The organism is Streptomyces incarnatus (genome assembly GCF_001027185.1).
Lineage (GTDB): Bacteria > Actinomycetota > Actinomycetes > Streptomycetales > Streptomycetaceae > Streptomyces > Streptomyces puniciscabiei.
Genome location: NZ_CP011497.1, coordinates 7262460 through 7279214 on the forward strand (window position 1 = coordinate 7262460; position 16755 = coordinate 7279214).

Sequence of the window (16755 nt, forward strand, 5' to 3'; positions counted from 1 at the left end):
ATGGACACAGCGAGCACCGGTGCCTACGACGGCGTACGCACCGCATCGAGAGCCCTGGCCACGGAAGCCGTGCACGCCGGCCGCGACGACCTCGCCCGCCAGGGCCTGCACGCCCCGCCGATCGACCTGTCGACCACCTACCCCTCGTACGACAGCCGCGGTGAGGCCGCCCGCATCGACGCCTTCGCCACCGACGGCGCCGACCCGGTCGGACCGCCCGTCTACGGCCGTCTCGGCAACCCGACCGTCGCCCGTTTCGAAACCGCCCTGGCCCGCCTGGAGGGCACCGAGTCCGCGGTCGCCTTCGCCAGCGGGATGGCGGCGCTCAGCGCGGTCCTGCTGGCCCGCGCCGCCACGGGCCTGCGGCACGTGGTCGCGGTACGGCCCCTGTACGGCTGCAGCGACCACCTGCTCACCGCCGGGCTGCTCGGCACCGAGGTCACCTGGACGGACCCGGCCGGCATCACCGACGCGCTGCGCCCGGACACCGGCCTGGTGATGGTCGAGTCCCCGGCCAACCCCACCCTGGCCGAACTCGATCTGCGGGCCGTGGCGCACGCCTGCGGTTCGGTCCCGCTGCTCGCCGACAACACCTTCGCCACGCCCGTGCTCCAGCGCCCGGCCGAGCACGGTGCGCGCCTGGTGCTGCACAGCGCCACCAAGTACCTCGGCGGCCACGGCGATGTGCTGGCCGGTGTGGTCGCCTGCGACGAGGAGTTCGCGGGCCGGCTGCGGCAGATACGGTTCGCCACCGGTGGCGTGCTGCATCCGCTGGCGGGCTATCTGCTGCTGCGGGGACTGTCCACGCTGCCGGTGCGGGTGCGGGCCGCCTCCGCGAACGCCGCCGAACTGGCCCGGCGGCTCGCCGCCGACCCGCGGGTGGCCCGTGTCCACTATCCGCGCATCGGCGGCGCGATGATCGCCTTCGAGGTGCACGGCGATCCGCACGAGGTCATCTCCGGGGTCCGGCTCGTCACCCCGGCGGTGAGCCTCGGCAGCGTCGACACGCTCATCCAGCACCCCGCCTCCATCAGCCACCGCATCGTCGACGCCGACGACCGGCGCGGGGCGGGGGTGAGTGATCGGTTGCTGCGGCTGTCCGTCGGGCTGGAGGACGTGGACGATCTGTGGCGGGACCTGGACCAGGCGCTGGGGGAGCCCACCCGGACGCCGGTGCCGCTGCGGGAAGCGGTGCGCTGAGCCGTCGCGGTCTGCGGTGGCGGCGGGGCGGCACCGCCGGACACCGCGTGCGCGGCGGATTCACGGGGCGGCCCGGTGAGGGGGAGAGCGGCCCGGCGGCCGGCGCCGGGCCGCAGCCGGTGCGTGACCGGCGCCGGCCGCGAGAGGCCGGACGCGCCTTCGTGCCCCTGCGTCAGTCGCGCCGCGCCGAGGCGCCGAGGTGGCGCAGGCCGGTGTCGTACGGCGCCCCGGAGCCGGCCGCCTGTGCCGGGTCCAGGCGGGCCGTGATGACCAGCGTGCCCTCCTCTATCTGGTAGTCCAGCGGCAGGCCCAGGCCGCGCATCGCGGCGACCATGCCGGTGTTGGACGCCTGCGTCACGGCGTACACGCTCTCGCAGCCGGCCTCCACGGCCATCGCCACCAGCCGGTCGAGCAGTTCACCGCCGATGCCGCGCTGCTGCCAGTCGTCCTCGATCAGCAGGGCCACCTCGGTCTCGTCGCCGTCCCACAGCAGATGCCCGAGGCCGACGATGCGGCCGGAGGTGGTCTGCGCCGCCAGCGTCCGGCCGAAACGGGGGCTGAGCAGGTGGTTCAGATAGCGGTCCGCGTCGCCGACCGGGCCGTGGTAGCGCATGCCGAGGGTGCGCGGCGAGCACCGCTCGTGCATCGCCCTGGCCGCGGCCAGGTCCCCGGTGTCCACCCGGCGGACGGTGATGTCGTTGCCCTCGGGCAGGGTCAGTACGTCCTGGCCGCGCGGGATCCGCGGACCGAGCCGGTTGTCGAGGTCCACCAGCGCCCGGGCCCGGGCGAACTCGGTGGGGGTGAACGGCAGATACGGCCGTTCCACGGTGAGCACTCCGCCCTCCGGCGCCGGCAGCCGCATCACGGTGTCCTCCAGCACGCCCTCGACCGGCACCGGCTCGGGCCCGCGGCCCCCGCCGACCGGTGTCCCGGGCAGCTGCCGGATCGTGCACCGGCCCAGCAACTGGCGCAGCGCCAACGGCAGTTCGGCGGCGTCCAGCGCGGTGCGCGCGGCCAGCCCGAGCACTCGGGTGGGGGCGTCGACCAGGTCGTGGGCGTCGGCCCGCTCGATCCAGGTGGACTCCCCGCCGGCCCGCGAGACCGCCCGGGTGATCTCGGCCGCCTCCAGCGCACCGGGACCCCGCAGCAGGAACTCGTCCACCGTGCCGTCGCCGAGCGGGTGCGTCTGCAGGCTCAGGATGTCGACGCGCCGCTCGGCCAGTGCCGTGCACAGCGCCGCCAGCGAGCCCGGCTGGTCCTTCACCGTGGTCCGCATCCGCCACAGCGCACCGGGCTCGCCCACGTCGTCGGCGCCGTCCGCACCGTCGCCCGGCTGCCCGGAGGGCCCGCCCGACCGCGCCTCGGCGGCCGGCCGGGCGCCGGTATCACCGGCCGGCGGTGCGTGTCCGTGGCGCCGTGCCCACCAGGTGTGGAAGCCGGCCGTCGCGGCCAGCGCGAGCGCCGAGATCACCAGCAGGGCGGGACCGCCGGGGCCGTGCCCGACCAGGTTCGCCACCCCGTCGGCCACGGCGACGGCGGTGAACAGTGCGGCGAGCTCGACGACGTCCCGCCGCCAGTGGTGCACGGGGCGGCCGTGCTTCGCCCGGGTCACATCAGACATCTCTGGAGTCATGCATCCACTGTGAAGGAACGGTGTTGCGTGATCACGAACTGATTGTGACCGATGGGTAAAGCATGCTCCGTCCGTTTTGTTGGATTTTTTACGGCCTGCCGGCGCCGCGCCGTCCGGCCCCAGATCGTGGCGTTGTCGTCATCCCGTGCTCGCGTCATACGAAAACCGTAGAGGCGACCACTGACAATCGGCCTGACCTGCGAAAAGGGCCGCACAACAGAGGACTTGCCCGTGCCGCGCCCCGTGGGATGACGCCGGTGCGCGGCACGGACGAAGGGTACGGGACCGGCGGGCCCGTCGGTGCCTACTGGCCGACCCGGCCCGGCTGGAGCGTCTGCGTGAACAGCACGGTGCCGTCGTACTCGCGCAGCCGGACCGTCAGTTCGCCGCTGTCGCCGTCGATGTCGACCTCGCCGAAGAACTGGTAGCCCTGGGCCGGCGAGACGTTCGACGCGGTGGGTGCCTTGACGAACACCCGGTCCGGGCCGAAGGTGCCGTCCAGCGCGTTGGCCGGGAAGGCACCGGCGTTGAGCGGGCCGGACACGAACTCCCAGAAGGGCTCGAAGTCCTTGAACGCGGCCCGCGACGGGTCGTAGTGCTGGGCGGAGGTGTGGTGGACGTCCGCCGTCAGCCACACCGTGCCGGTGATCCGACGGTGCTTGATGAACCGCAGCAGCTCGGCGATCTGCAGCTCGCGGCCCAGCGGAGCCCTCGGGTCGCCCTGCGCGACGGCCTCGAAGTCCGGCTTGCCCTCGACCGGGTCGGGCACGACAAGACCGAGCGGCATGTCGTTGGCGATCACCTTCCACACCGCGCGCGACCTGGCGAGCTCCCGCTTGAGCCACTCCAGCTGCTCGCGGCCGAGGATGCCCACCGGGTCCGTGGTCTGGTCGTCGGGGGAGTTCGCGTCGCGGTAGGTGCGCATGTCGAGCACGAACACATCGAGCAGCGGTCCGTGGTGGACGACCCGGTAGATCCGGCCGTCCGGGCGCTCGCTGAGGGTCGAGACCGGGAAGTACTCGGAGAACGCCTGCCGGGAGCGCAGCGCCAGGTCGTCGAGTTTCGTGCCCGCCGGGTAGGGCGTGCCGCTGCCGATTACCTCGCCCGGGTACCAGTTGTTGCGGACCTCGTGGTCGTCCCACTGGATGATGTTCGGCACCTGGGCGTTGAACCGGCGCAGCGCCGAGTCCAGCAGGTTGTAGCGGAAGTTGCCTCGGTAGTCGTCCAGGGTGATCGCGACGTGCGACTTCTCCTCGGTGGTGACGTTCCGGTACAGGCTGCCGTCGGGCAGGGTCGCCGTCGCCGCGATGGGGCCGTCGGCGTAGATGTTGTCCCCGCTGCACAGGAAGAAGTCGGGGTCGGCCTTCGCCATCGCGTCGAAGATGCGGTAGCCGCCGATGGACTCGTTGATGCCCCAGCCCTGCCCGGCCAGGTCGCCGGACCAGACGAACCGCACGCCCTGGCGGCGCCGGGCGGGCGCGGTACGGAGGGTGCCGGTGACCGGCTCGCCCGTACGGCGCGGGTCGTCCGGGTCGGCGAGCAGCACGCGGTAGTGGATCTGCTCGCCCGACGGCAGGCCGTGCAGCCGGGTGGTGCCGGTGAAGTCCGTGCCGGAGCCCAGCAGCGGACCGTGCCATCTGCGCGGGTCGCGGAACGACTCGGTGGCCGAGGTCTCCACGATCATCCGGGCCGGCCGGTCCGAACGCACCCACACCAGACCGGAGTCGGTGGTCACATCGCCCGCCTGCACGCCCCAGCTCGCCCGCGGGCGCCCGGAGCGGGCGAACGCCGGGGCCGCGCCGAGGCCGACGGGCAGGGTGACGGCCGCCGACGCGGCCAGGGAGCCGCGCAGCACGCTGCGGCGGCCGGGGAACGGACGGTCTGACATGGCTGCGCCTCCAGGAGCGGGATCCGGCCAGTGTGCAGAGCCACACCTACTGGGCAGCTGCGGCGCGCGCGGAAACCGGAAGTGAACAACGGGGCTTGGACAGGGCCGCCCGAGGAGATGCAGCGGCCGAATGCCCCGTCTGCCGTACGGCGGACCAGGCGCGTCGGGGTCCCGCCGCAACGAAACCGAGCGCACGCGCGCGTACTGCGTGACCCGAGCGCACGCGCGCGTACTGCGTGAGCCGAAGCAGATCGTGTGGTCCGGGGCAGACGGCGTGAGCCGAGGCGGGCCGGCCGACCGGGTACGCGGTGTGCGGGACGCGTCCGGCGTCGCGGAAGGCGGCCGCCCGCGCACGCGTGCACGGGACACCGGCGCACCACGCGAGGGACCAGAACCGGCGGCGGTGCCGGCGCGACCGCGACCGGTCATCGTGGGCGTGCGGTCCCCAACCGCCCGCGCCCGCCGCACGTCTGCGCGACACCGATGGCCGGGACAAGTCCTTCGGCACAGGCCTGAACCGGCCGCTGCCCCCTGCGGCGACGCGCCAGTGACGTCCGACCTGCTCCCTGCGGTGTGGCGGCGACCTCGGTGACGCCAGACGAGTCGGCGAGGGCTCGCCGGGCGTCCGGGGCCCGTCGCCGGCGGCCGGCGCCGGTCCCCTCACCGAGCCGGGCCCGGTCGGTCCGTCGCAGGCGCCGACCGGGTCGGTGCGTTCAGCGGCTGCCGTCCAGGATGACCCGCGCGACCAGGGCCGGGTCGTCGTTCATCGGGCAGTGGCCGCAGCCGGGCAGCCGTACCAGCCGGGCGTGCGGGATCAGTTGCTTGGCGCGCACGCCCTGGCGGCGTACGAGGAGCCGGTCCCGGGCGCCCCAGGCCACCGTGACCGGCAGACCCGGCAGGTCGTCGGTGAAGCGGACGGCGGCGCCCGCGCGCAGCGTCGCGTCGAACCCGGTGGCGCCCACCAGCGCGAGCGTCTCGGCGACCACGGCCTCCGGGGCGCGGCGCGCGGGTCGCGCGTAGATGGTGCTCGTCAGCGCGGTACGTCCGGCCGCGCTGCGCGACAACTGCTGCACCAGCGGCAGCGGGAGCCGCTGGGCGATGCCCCGCATCGCGAGCAGCACCGTGAAGGCGTACCGGCGCTCGGCCTCCGTCCAGAACCCGGCCGGGGAGAGGGCCGTGACGGACCGTACGAGCTTCTCCCGGCCGAGCTCCAGGGCGAGCAGGCCGCCCAGCGAGTTGCCCGCGATGTGCGGCCGGTCCAGCTCGAGCGCCTCGAACAGGGTGCCGAGCACCGTGTTCGTGGTGGGCAGGTCGTAGGCGAGGCCCTCGGGCAGGCCCGGGGACGCGCCGAAGCCCGGCAGGTCGACGGCGATAACGTCGCGCTCGGTGGCGAGGATGTCCACCACCGGGTCCCAGGCCTGCCGGTGATGGCCGATGCCGTGCAGCAGCACCAGCGGTTCGCCGCGGCCCACGCGCGCGTAGGACACGGCCACGTCCTTCGGGCCGTGCGGAGTGGGGACCTTGAAGGAGACGGTGGCGGACATCGGGTGCTCCTCGTCTGGGTACTGACGGACGCTGTAGACAGCTTGTCAGCAATTGCTACCAGCCGGTAGCCCCCGAGGGGAGGGCGTCCGCTCCGAGGTGGTGGTCAATCCGCCCGCCGCACCTCGATGTTGAAGTCGGCGGTCCCCAACGTCCGCATCAGGGTCAGCCACAGCGGCAGGTACATCTCCGTCACCCGGGCCGCCCGGATCCCGCCCAGGTCCAGCACCCGCTCGGCCGGCCATCCGAACTCGCCGAGCAGCGCCGTCACCTGCTCCTTGGCCCCGGCGTCCTCACCGCAGACGAACAGGTGGTGCGCACCCGGCACCCGGCCCGGATCCACCATCACCTGACAGTTCACCGTGTTCAGCGTCTTCACCACGCGCGCGTGCGGAAAGGCCCGCTGGATCTGCTCGCCCACGCTGTCCGACTCCACCGGGTCCAGCCGCGGCTGGCCGTCCTCGAAGGCCAGCGGATTGGACACGTCCACCACGACCTTGCCGTCGAGGTGCTCCGCGCCGACCGCCCGCAGGGCGTCCAGCGCCACCCGGCCGCCCACCGCGTTGATGACCACCTCGGCCGAGGCGGCCGCCTCCGCGAACGTGCCGGCGCGGGCCCGCTCGGCGGAGGCCGTGGCCCACTCCAGCGCCACCGGGTTGTCCTTGACGCGCGATCCCAGGGTCACCTCGTGCCCCAGCTCCACCAGCCTGCCGCCCAGCGTGCGGCCCACCTCGCCCGTGCCCAGCACCGCGTATCGCATCGGCCACCTTCCGTCACCGGCCGCCGACTTCCGGCGGTCCGCGGTCATTGTGATCCGGGCCGCCGCCGGACGGGCCGATTCCGGGTGGACAGCTGCGGTGCGTGTCGGCTGGGATGGACCGGTGACCACCGACACCGCGACCGATGTCTTCGAAGAGCACCGCCCCCTGCTGATGGGTGTCGCCTATCGCATGCTCGGTCGCGTGGCCGACGCCGAGGACGTCGTCCAGGACGCCTGGCTGCGCTGGTCCCGCGCCGACCGCGCGGAGGTCCGCGAACCGCGCGCCTACCTGGTGCGTATCACCACCCGCCTGGCCATCGACCGGCTGCGCCAGGTGCGGACGCGCGGCGAGGCGTACGTCGGCCCCTGGCTGCCGGAGCCGTATCTCACCGAGTTCGGCGATGTCGCCCCGGACGCGGCCGACCGCGCCGTGCTCGCCGACAGCGTCTCCCTCGCCCTGCTGGTCGTCCTGGAGTCGCTGTCGCCGCTGGAGCGGGCCGTCTTCGTGCTCAGGGAGGCCTTCGGCTACCCGTACGCCGAGATCGCCGCCCTGCTCGACCGCGGTGAGGCGGCGGTACGGCAACTGGCCGGTCGGGCGCGCCGGCACGTCGAGGAACGGCGGCCGCGCTACGACGTCGACCCCGGCCGGCGACGCGAGCTGACCGAACGTTTCCTCGCCGCCGCGGCCGACGGTGACCTGGACGGGCTGATGTCCGTGCTGGCCCCGGACGTCCGCCTGGTCGGCGACAGCGGCGGCAAGGCCAAGGCGCCGCTGCGCATCCTGCACACCGCCGACAAGGTCGGCCGGTTCCTCGTCGCCGTCGCTCAGCAGACCACGGCGGCCCTGTCCTACCGCTTCCTGGAGGCCAACGGCGGCCCGGCGTTGCTCGTCCTGTCGGACGGCAAGCCCGAGAGCCTGGTCCAGGTGGACGTCGCCGACGGCCGCGTGGCCACCGTGTACGTCGTCCGCAACCCGGACAAGCTGCGGCATCTCGCCGACCGCTGAGCCACACCGCCGGACCCCACGCGCCCCGCGAGCCCCCGTCCTGCGACGGGGGCTTTGCCGCGATGTCACACACACCGCCGTGCACGAACGCCTTGTGAACGCTCCGCGGCGGGTCACCTGCGGGCTGCCCGGGGGATCGAGGATTGGTCTTGACCAAGGGTGAAGGCCGCCCTATGGTCGCAGAGAAGTGCAACAACCTTTAATAAACAAGGGCGCTAAAAACCGCCGGACCACGGCTCTTGCGGAGGACAGGGTGGGGACCACGCAGCTGGAATCGGTACCGGAACCGAAGTACTGGCATCTCAAGACCGTGCTCAGCGAGGCACTGGACTCCGAGTTCTCGGTCGGCGAGATCCTGCCCAACGAGCGCGACCTCGCCGCCCGCTTCGGCGTGGCCCGCGCCACGCTCCGCCAGGCCCTCGAACAGCTGGAGCTGGAGGGCCGGCTGCAGCGCCGCCGCGGCGTCGGTACGACCGTGGCGCCGCCGCGCGTGGGCGTGGCCGTCGGCACCGAGCAGCACGTCTGGCCCGGCGCCGGCTCGGACTCCTGGCAGCCCGTCGACTGCGAGCAGGCGGTGCCGCCCGCCGCCGTCGCCTCGGTCCTGGAGTCCGGCGCGGACGAGCCCGTGCACACCGTGCGCCGCTCCCGGATGTCGCACGGCCAGCGGGTCGCCACCGAACTCCTCTACGTCCCGGCGGCCTCGGTCCCGGACCTCACCGCCATCGACGCCCCGTCCGGCCCGGCACGCGCGCGTGCGGTGCTGCGTGAACTCCAGCACCTGACGCTCGAGGGCCAGGACCGTGCCGTCGAACTGGGCTCCGCCCGCGCCGACGACGCCAAGGACCTCGACCGGCTTCCCGGCGCCCCGGTCCTCGTCGTCACCACCCGCTTCTTCGCCGAGGGCCGCACCGCCGCCCTGTCCGTCGCCACCTACCGCGCCGACACCTGCCGCCTGACCTTCGGCGACTCACCTGACGTCGAGATACACCACAACCCGGACCGCCAGGCTTCCTGACCTCCGGGTACCTCGTTCCCGCATCCCGGGTGTCCGAACGACCCGGCGGGGCAACCGACCAAGGGGCGCGGGGCCGTGTCGATGTGCGGCTCCGCCGCGTGGGCGCGACCAGCCACGACGGCACCGCAGCGGCACGACGACCCGCACCGCGCACGGCGACCGCACAGCGCCGCGTCACCGTGCCCGGCACGGTGAACGCGCAGCACCGGGTCACCGTGCCCGGAACGGCGAACGCTCAGCACCGGGCCACCGCGCCCGGCACGGCGACCGCGCAGCACCCCGTCACCGTGCCCGGCACGCCGAACACCGAGCGCCGCGTCACCGCGTCCCGAGCGGTCACAGCTCAGCGCCGCGTCACCGTTCCCTCGACAGCGAACAGCTGCTCCTCGACATGGTCCAATGCCAGGCGCAGCGCCCCCGTCGCGACCGCCGCCTCACCGAGAACGGACAGTGCCACCTGCGGCGGCCGCAGGCAGTAGCGGGCCAGTTCGCGGCGGAGCGGTTCCAGGACGCCGTCGAGACCGGCCGCCCACCCGCCGATCACGACGAGCTCGGGGTCGAGCGCCAGCACCAGCGCGGCCACGTCGTGCACGAGCCGCTGGATGAACCGCTCCACCGCCGCCCGCGCCCGCTGGTCCCCCTTGCGGGCCAGCGCGAACACCTCGGCGACCGCCTGCTCGTCCAGCGGGTGCAGCGGCTCGTCGGTGGTGGACAGCAGCGTCTCCGGAGTCGCCTCCCGGCCCAGGAGATGCAGTGCGCCGATCTCCCCGGCGGCCCCGCCGTAGCCGCGGTGCAGCCGGCCGCCGATCAGGGAACCCGCGCCCGGGCTCAGCCCGGCCAGCACGAAGACCACGTCGTCCGACTCGGTGGCCGCGCCCTTCCAGTGCTCGGCGACGGCCGCCGCGTTGGCGTCGTTCTCCACCAGCACCGGGCACTTGAAGGAGCGGCTGAGCCGTTCCCCCAGATTCAGGCCCGTCCACTGCGGCAGCGCCGTGCTCAGCCGTACCGTCCCGTCGGCCTCCACGATCCCCGGCGTGCCCACCCCGACGGCCCGCAGCGACCCGCGCGCGACCCCGGCGCGGCGCAGCAGCTCGGCGACCGCGCCGCGCAGCCGGTCCAGCCGTTCGTCGGCCGTGGCCGTCTCGTCGACCTCCTTGCCCTGCGCACCCAGCACCCGTCCGTCCAGGTCGGACAGCAGCGCGGCGACCCGGTGCGGGCCGATCTCCAGGCCCAGCAGATGCCCCGCCTCGGCCCGGAACCGGAACCGGCGCGCGGGCCGCCCCTGACGGCGCGCGGTGCCCCCGTCGGCCGCGGTCTCCACGACGAGCCCGCCCTCGATGAGCCCTTCGACGACACCCTCGACGGTCGGCCGGGACAGTCCGGTGACCCGGGTGATCTCGGTGAGCGTCGCGCAGTCCGTGGCGCGCAGCGCGTGCAGCACCACCGCGGAGTTGATCCTTCGCAGCAGCGAGGGATCGCCGCCGGTCAGCTGCCCCACCGTCCGTCCTTCCAGCTCGCGGGCGTGTTGGGCGGATCGTACTCGGCCCGGCGCACCCCGGCGAGTGCCGGGCCGCGGCCCTGCCTCACCGAGGCTCGACGAACCCCGACTCGTACGCCGCGATCACCGCCTGGGTGCGGTCGCGCGCGCCGAGCTTGGCCAGCACGGCGCTCACATGCGACTTGACCGTCTCCGTGCCCACGACCAGCCGCGCCGCGATCTCCGCGTTCGACAGCCCGCGCGCCATGAGCCGCAGCACCTCCGCCTCCCGCTCGGTCAGCCGGGCCCGGTCCAGCACGGCGCGCGCCGGCCGGTCGCCGTCGCCGTACCGGGCGGCGAGCCGTCGTACGGAAGCCGGGAACAGCAGCGACTCGCCCTCCGCCACCAGGCGTACGGCGTGCACGATCTCGGCGGGCCGGGCCCGCTTCAGCAGGAAGCCGTCGGCGCCCGCGCGCAGCGCTTCGTACACGTACTCGTCGTCCTCGAAGGTGGTCACCACGAGGATCTTCGGCGGGTCGTCCACCGTGCGCAGCACCGCCTGCGTGGCCTCGATCCCGTCCATGAGGGGCATCCGCACGTCCATGGCGACCACGTCCGGCCGTAGTTGACGCACCAGCGGGATGACCGCAGCCCCATCGGCCGCCTCGCCGACCACCTCGATGCCGGGCTGTGCCTCCAGCACGGCGCGCAGACCCGCGCGGACCAGGGGTTCGTCGTCTACGAGGAGTACGGTGACCGGCATCCGGCCAGCCTAGATCAGCTGATCGGCAGCTCCGCGCGCACCTCCCAGTCGCCCTCCTGGGGACCGGTCCGGGCCGTGCCGCCGAGCAGTGCGGCCCGCTCCCGTATGCCCCGCAGGCCGCTGCCCCGGCCCGGGCCGGTTATGGGGTCCGGCAGCGGGTTGCGGACCTCCAGCGCGAGCGTTCCGTCGCCGACCGCCACCCGGACCCGGACCGGGACGGCACCCGCGTGCCGCAGCACGTTGGTGAGCGCCTCCTGGAGGATCCGGTAGCCCTCGCGGGACACCGGCCCCGGCACGGTGCCGACCGGTCCGGTCACCTCCGCGTCGACCTTCGCCCCGGAGGCCCGCGCCGACTCCAGGAGCCGGCCGGCGTCGGCCAGCGTGGGCCGGGCGCTCGCCGGACGCTCGGCCTCGCGCAGCACGCCCAGCACCCGCTCCAGGTCGGCCAGCGCGGCCCGCCCGGTCTCCTCGATGGCGTCCAGCGCGCGGTCGGTGAACTCCGGGTCCCCCGCCGCCCGCGCCGCACCGGCCTGCACCACGGCCACCGTGAGCGCGTGCCCGATCGAGTCGTGCAACTCCCGTGCGATGCGGGTGCGTTCCAGCAACTGCTCGGTGCGCTCCTCCAGCGCGGTCAGCCGCTCGGCCGCGGACGGCCCGAGGAGCCGGCGCGCCAAGAGCGTGATCAGCTCGCCGAGCCCGACGACCACGCCGTACAGCACGAGCAGCGGAAGCGGCGTCAGCAGCGCCCACCCGCGGTCCGGCGGCAGCAGGTCCAGCACCGGCACCCCGGACGGCGCCCGACCCCACGCGCAGCGCGCCAGCTCGACCGCGATGACGGGCAACCACACCGTGGCGAAAGACGCGGCGATGCCGAAGACCCACCGCACCTCCAGCCACAGCACCGTGCGCAGCCGGTCCCGCCATGTCCCGGACGGCGCCTCGGAGATGCCCGGCTCCCGCTCACCGGGCGTCAGCAGCAGCCGCGCCTGCACCCCCTCGCCCGTCCGCACGGCGGGCAGGAGTCCCACGGGGACGAGCACCAGCGCGGGCACCCAGGGCTTCGACATGTCGATGAACAGCCACACGCTCTCCATCAGCATCGGCACCCACAGATGCAGCAGCCGCGTGTACGTCGTCCCGCGCAGCAGCGGGCGAAGCAAGCGGGGCATGTGGACCATGAAGCCATCGTCGCAAACGGCACTGACAACGGGCCTCCCCCGCACGGGGGAGACGATCTCCACCGGCGGGGGAGGAGCCAACTCCCGTAAAACGCCAGGCTGAATCCATGACCAGCATCGACGTACGCGACCTCACCAAGGAGTACGGCGCCCGGCGGGCCGTCGACCACCTGACCTTCAGCGTCCGCCCCGGCCGCGTCACCGGCTTCCTCGGCCCCAACGGCGCCGGCAAGTCCACCACCATGCGGCTCGTCCTCGGTCTGGACCGGGCCACGGCCGGCACCGCCACGATCGGCGGCCGACCCTACGCCGAACTCCGCGAGCCGCTGCGCCGGGTGGGCGCCCTGCTGGACGCGGGGGCCGCGCACGGCTCCCGCACCGCGCACGCCCATCTGCGGGCCCTGGCGGCGAGCAACCGCATCCCGGACCACCGGGTCGACACGGTCCTGGAGCAGACCGGCCTCGCCGAGGTGGCCGGGCGCCGGGTGAGGACCTACTCCCTGGGCATGCGTCAACGGCTCGGCATCGCCGCGGCCCTGCTGGGCGACCCGGAGGTGATCCTGCTGGACGAGCCCGCCAACGGCCTCGACCCCAAGGGCATCGTGTGGATCCGCACCCTGCTGCGCGGACTCGCCGCGGACGGCCGTACGGTCCTGGTCTCCAGCCATCTGATGAACGAGACCGCCGCCTGCGCGGACCACCTCGTGATCCTCGGCCGTGGCCGCCTCCTCGCCGACACCTCCGTCAAGGAGTTCATCCACGCACGCGTACAGCCACAGGTGAGGGTCCGCACCACCGACGCCGCCGCGCTCGCCGAACTGCTCGCCCGGCACGGCCACGACGCCACCCGGGAGGACGACGGGACGTGGATCGTGCGGCACGCGCACGTGGAGTCCCTCGGCCGTCTCATGTCCGAGGCGGGACTGCCCGTACTGGAACTCGCCGCCCAGGAGGCCACCCTGGAGCAGGCCTACCTCGATCTGACCGCCGCCGAAGCCGAGTTCACCGCCCAGCCCCAGGAGGTCTGACCATGCCGTTCACCCCCGTTCTGCGCGCCGAGTGGATCAAGATCCGGACACTGCGCTCGCTCGTCGGCGCCCTGGCCGCGATCCTCCTCGCCACCGCCGCGTTCTCCGCGCTCGCCTCCGCCTCCGCCGATGCCGGCGCCGGCGACACGGACCCGCTGTTCTCGGCGTTCTTCGGCATCAGCTTCGGGCAGATCGCCGCGATCGCCTTCGGTACGACGGCCCTGGCGTCGGAGTTTCGCGGCGGCGCGCTGCGGCTGACGCTGGCGGCCGTGCCGGACCGGCGGCGGTGGTTCGCCGCGAAGGCCACGGCGATCGCGCTGCCCGTGCTGGCCGTCGGACTGGTCACGGGGGCGGTGACCCTGCTGGTGGGAAAGTCCGCACTCGGCACCTCCGGCCCGACCTGGACCGAGGGCCTGCGCGGTGCCATCGGCTGCGGCCTGCAGCTCACGCTGATGGCGCTGTTCGCGGCCGGACTCGCCGCCGTGCTGCGCAGCTCGGTCGCGACCCTCTCGATCCTGATCCCGTTCCTGCTGATCGTGTCCTTCGTCATCGGCGACATGTCCTCCGGCCTCGCCGACTTCCTGCCCGACCGCGCCGGTCAAGTGGTCCTGCACAGCAGCTGGGACGGCTCGCTCGGCCCGTGGACCGGACTCGCGGTGAGCGCGCTGTGGACAGCGGCCGCGCTGCTCGCGGGAGCGTGGAGCGTGGGGCGCCGGGACGCCTGACAGCCCACCAATTGTCAGTGGGGCCCGCTTTACTGGATCACATGGACATCGCGAACCACCTTGCTGTGATCGACCAGCTGTGCGACCGGGTGTTTCCGGCGGAGCACGGCAGGACGGACGTCGGCATGGGCGGGCCCGGGTACCTGATAGCCGCATTACAGACCAGCGGCGACTTCCATGAGGACGACGGCACCGAGCGCGAGGAGACGGAGGCGCAGTACGAGGCGGACCGGGACGCGCTGGGGGAGCGGCTCGCCGAGCGGTGGGGGCCCGCCGACGTGATCGGTCTGGCCGGGGTGTTCCTGCGGAGCATGGAGGGTGAGGACATAGCGGAGCCCTGGGGCTCTCTCGCCTCGCACGTGCCCGATGTGCATCTGTGGCGATCGGGGTCGGGCCGCTGGGTCGCGCTCGGCGTGTCCCAGTGGGACGGCGAACTGCCGTTCCAGCTGCTGGCGGTGGTCACCGAGACCGACCCTCCCTGACCCGTCAGGCCTGCGCGGCCGTCCGCAGCCGGGCGAACTCCGCCGCCATCGTCGCCACCGTCCAATGGGCGTTCAGCCCACTGGGGTTCGGCAGCACCCACACCCGGCTGGCACCGATGGTCCGCTCCTGCGGTCCCACCCGCGCCGTGCGATCGCCGAAGGCCGCCCGGTAGGCGGTCACCCCGACCACCGCGAGCCAACCCGGCCGCAGCCGCGCCACCTTCTCGGTCAGCAGCCGTCCGCCCTCGACGTACTCCTCGGCGGTCAGCTCGTCGGCCCGTGCCGTCGCCCGCGCCACGACGTTCGTGATGCCCAGTCCGTACGCGAGCAGCTCCTGCTGCTCGGCCGGCTTCAGCAGCCTCGGGGTGAAGCCCGACAGGTGCAGCACCGGCCAGAAGCGGTTGCCGGGGCGGGCGAAGTGGTGACCGGTCGCCGACGTCATGAGCCCCGGGTTGATGCCGCAGAACAAGACGCGGAGGCCGTCCGCGACGACGTCCGGTACCAGACGGTCGCGGGCGGCCTCCAGGTCGGCCTTCGTCAGCCGGGTCAGAGGATCGCTCCGGGGGTGTAGCCGGCGGCCTCCGGGTGCTGCTTGACGATCTCCTCGATCCGGGCCACGACGACACCGACCTGGTCGGCGGCGGCGCCGGTGAAGGACAGCTTGTCGGCCATCAGCGCCGCCAGCCGGTCGCGGTCGAGCGGCAGACGGTCGTCGGCGGCGAGCTTGTCGAGCAGGTCGTTGCGCTCGGCGCCCTGCTCGCGCATGGCGAGCGCGGTGGCGACGGCGTTCTCCTTGATCGCCTCGTGCGCGACCTCACGGCCGACCCCGGCCCGCACGGCGCCCATCAGCACCTTGGTGGTGGCGAGGAACGGCAGGTAGCGGTCGAGCTCGCGGGCGATGACGGCCGGGAAGGCGCCGAACTCGTCGAGGACCGTCAGGAAGGTCTCCAGCAGGCCGTCCAGCGCGAAGAAGGCGTCCGGGAGGGCGACGCGGCGTACCACCGAGCAGGACACGTCGCCCTCGTTCCACTGGTCGCCGGCCAGCTCGCCGGTCATCGAGGCGTAGCCGCGCAGGATCACCATGAGGCCGTTGACGCGCTCGCAGGAGCGGGTGTTCATCTTGTGCGGCATCGCCGAGGAGCCGACCTGGCCCGGCTTGAAGCCCTCGGTGACCAGTTCGTGCCCGGCCATCAGCCGGATGGTCTTGGCCAGCGAGGACGGCGCCGCCGCCAGCTGCACCAGCGTGGTGACGACCTCGTAGTCCAGGGAGCGCGGGTAGACCTGGCCGACCGAGGTGAACGCCTGCGAGAAGCCCAGGTGCCCGGCGATCCGGTCTTCCAGCTCGGCGAGCTTGGAGGCGTCACCGCCGAGCAGGTCCAGCATGTCCTGCGCCGTGCCGACCGGGCCCTTGATGCCGCGCAGCGGGTAGCGGGCCAGCAGCTCCTCGACGCGGCCGTGGGCGACGAGCAGCTCGTCGGCGGCGGTCGCGAAACGCTTGCCGAGGGTGGTGGCCTGCGCGGCCACGTTGTGCGAGCGGCCGGCCATGACCAGCTCGGCGTACTCGCCGGCCAGCTTGCCGAGACGCGCCAGCACGGCCACCGTACGGTCGCGCATCAGCTCCAGCGAGAGCCGGATCTGCAGCTGCTCGACGTTCTCCGTGAGGTCACGGGAGGTCATGCCCTTGTGCACGTGCTCGTGCCCGGCGAGGTCGTTGAACTCCTCGATCCGCGCCTTCACGTCGTGCCGGGTGACCTTCTCGCGCTCGGCGATCGAGGCGAGGTCGACGGTGTCGAGGACACGCTCGTAGTCGGCGATCGCCTCGTCCGGCACCTCGATGCCGAGGTCCTTCTGGGCGCGCAGGACGGCGAGCCAGAGCTGCCGCTCCAGCTTCACCTTCTGCTCGGGGGACCAGAGCGTGGCGAGCTCGGCGGAGGCGTAGCGTCCGGCGAGGACGTTGGGGATGCGGGGCTTGGCGGGCGCGGCAGAAGTCACGTGTACGGATTGTACTGGTGGTTTGTGCAGGCCAACGCCATGCCGTGGTTCGGCGGAAGCTACGAG

The 16755-nt window shown here is 73.5% G+C and carries 15 protein-coding genes; 6 read left to right on the forward strand and 9 right to left on the reverse strand.

Annotated features, from left to right (window positions below):
• Entirely contained in the window at positions 1 to 1200 is a 1200-nt protein-coding gene (locus ABB07_RS32940; protein ID WP_208902128.1) for a trans-sulfuration enzyme family protein, read from the forward strand.
• Between the two features lie 172 nt (positions 1201 to 1372).
• Here the strand turns inward: ABB07_RS32940 and ABB07_RS32945 are convergent, their stop codons facing one another.
• From ABB07_RS32945 to ABB07_RS32960, 4 genes are all read right to left on the reverse strand, one after another.
• The gene (locus ABB07_RS32945) at positions 1373 to 2833 is read right to left on the reverse strand and encodes a GNAT family N-acetyltransferase (protein ID WP_208902129.1); all 1461 of its coding nucleotides are present in this window, start codon (positions 2831 to 2833) and stop codon (positions 1373 to 1375) included.
• Positions 2834 to 3137: 304 nt separating this feature from the next.
• Positions 3138 to 4721 carry an alkaline phosphatase D family protein gene (locus ABB07_RS32950; RefSeq protein ID WP_208902130.1) on the reverse strand — a complete coding sequence of 528 codons (1584 nt, stop codon included), beginning with the start codon at positions 4719 to 4721 and terminating at the stop codon, positions 3138 to 3140.
• A gap of 713 nt (positions 4722 to 5434) precedes the next feature.
• Entirely contained in the window at positions 5435 to 6265 is an 831-nt protein-coding gene (locus ABB07_RS32955; RefSeq protein WP_208902131.1) for an alpha/beta fold hydrolase, read from the reverse strand.
• A gap of 104 nt (positions 6266 to 6369) precedes the next feature.
• Positions 6370 to 7023, reverse strand: a complete 654-nt coding sequence (locus tag ABB07_RS32960; RefSeq protein ID WP_208902132.1) for an NADPH-dependent F420 reductase — start codon at positions 7021 to 7023, stop codon at positions 6370 to 6372.
• Between the two features lie 121 nt (positions 7024 to 7144).
• Between ABB07_RS32960 and ABB07_RS32965 the strand changes: the two genes are divergently transcribed.
• On the forward strand, positions 7145 to 8029 hold the full coding sequence (locus ABB07_RS32965; protein ID WP_208902133.1) for an RNA polymerase sigma-70 factor: 885 nt from the start codon (positions 7145 to 7147) through the stop codon (positions 8027 to 8029).
• A 253-nt stretch (positions 8030 to 8282) separates the two neighbouring features.
• A complete protein-coding gene (locus ABB07_RS32970; protein ID WP_208902134.1) occupies positions 8283 to 9044 on the forward strand; it encodes a GntR family transcriptional regulator in 762 nt (253 codons plus the stop codon).
• A 343-nt stretch (positions 9045 to 9387) separates the two neighbouring features.
• Here the strand turns inward: ABB07_RS32970 and ABB07_RS32975 are convergent, their stop codons facing one another.
• The 3 genes from ABB07_RS32975 to ABB07_RS32985 all read right to left on the reverse strand — a co-directional run bounded on the left by ABB07_RS32975 (position 9388) and on the right by ABB07_RS32985 (position 12453).
• A complete protein-coding gene (locus tag ABB07_RS32975; protein ID WP_208902135.1) occupies positions 9388 to 10542 on the reverse strand; it encodes an ROK family transcriptional regulator in 1155 nt (384 codons plus the stop codon).
• An 85-nt stretch (positions 10543 to 10627) separates the two neighbouring features.
• On the reverse strand, positions 10628 to 11284 hold the full coding sequence (locus tag ABB07_RS32980) for a response regulator (protein WP_208902136.1): 657 nt from the start codon (positions 11282 to 11284) through the stop codon (positions 10628 to 10630).
• Between the two features lie 14 nt (positions 11285 to 11298).
• Complete coding sequence (locus ABB07_RS32985) at positions 11299 to 12453, reverse strand: sensor histidine kinase (RefSeq protein WP_208902137.1); 1155 nt, start codon at positions 12451 to 12453, stop codon at positions 11299 to 11301.
• A gap of 116 nt (positions 12454 to 12569) precedes the next feature.
• Between ABB07_RS32985 and ABB07_RS32990 the strand changes: the two genes are divergently transcribed.
• From ABB07_RS32990 to ABB07_RS33000, 3 genes are read left to right on the forward strand one after another with little or no spacing between them, the layout of a single operon-like run.
• On the forward strand, positions 12570 to 13490 hold the full coding sequence (locus ABB07_RS32990) for an ABC transporter ATP-binding protein (RefSeq protein WP_208902138.1): 921 nt from the start codon (positions 12570 to 12572) through the stop codon (positions 13488 to 13490).
• A gap of 2 nt (positions 13491 to 13492) precedes the next feature.
• Positions 13493 to 14215, forward strand: coding sequence for an ABC transporter permease (locus ABB07_RS32995; RefSeq protein ID WP_208902139.1), 723 nt, complete (start codon positions 13493 to 13495; stop codon positions 14213 to 14215).
• Positions 14216 to 14256: 41 nt separating this feature from the next.
• The gene (locus tag ABB07_RS33000; RefSeq protein WP_208902140.1) at positions 14257 to 14697 is read left to right on the forward strand and encodes a hypothetical protein; all 441 of its coding nucleotides are present in this window, start codon (positions 14257 to 14259) and stop codon (positions 14695 to 14697) included.
• A gap of 4 nt (positions 14698 to 14701) precedes the next feature.
• Here the strand turns inward: ABB07_RS33000 and mug are convergent, their stop codons facing one another.
• Entirely contained in the window at positions 14702 to 15247 is a 546-nt protein-coding gene (gene mug / locus ABB07_RS33005) for a G/U mismatch-specific DNA glycosylase (RefSeq protein WP_208903716.1), read from the reverse strand.
• Positions 15244 to 16689, reverse strand: coding sequence for an adenylosuccinate lyase (purB, locus tag ABB07_RS33010; RefSeq protein WP_208902141.1), 1446 nt, complete (start codon positions 16687 to 16689; stop codon positions 15244 to 15246). The genes mug and purB overlap by 4 nt, the downstream gene beginning before the upstream one ends.
• Between the last annotated feature and the right edge of the window lie 66 nt (positions 16690 to 16755).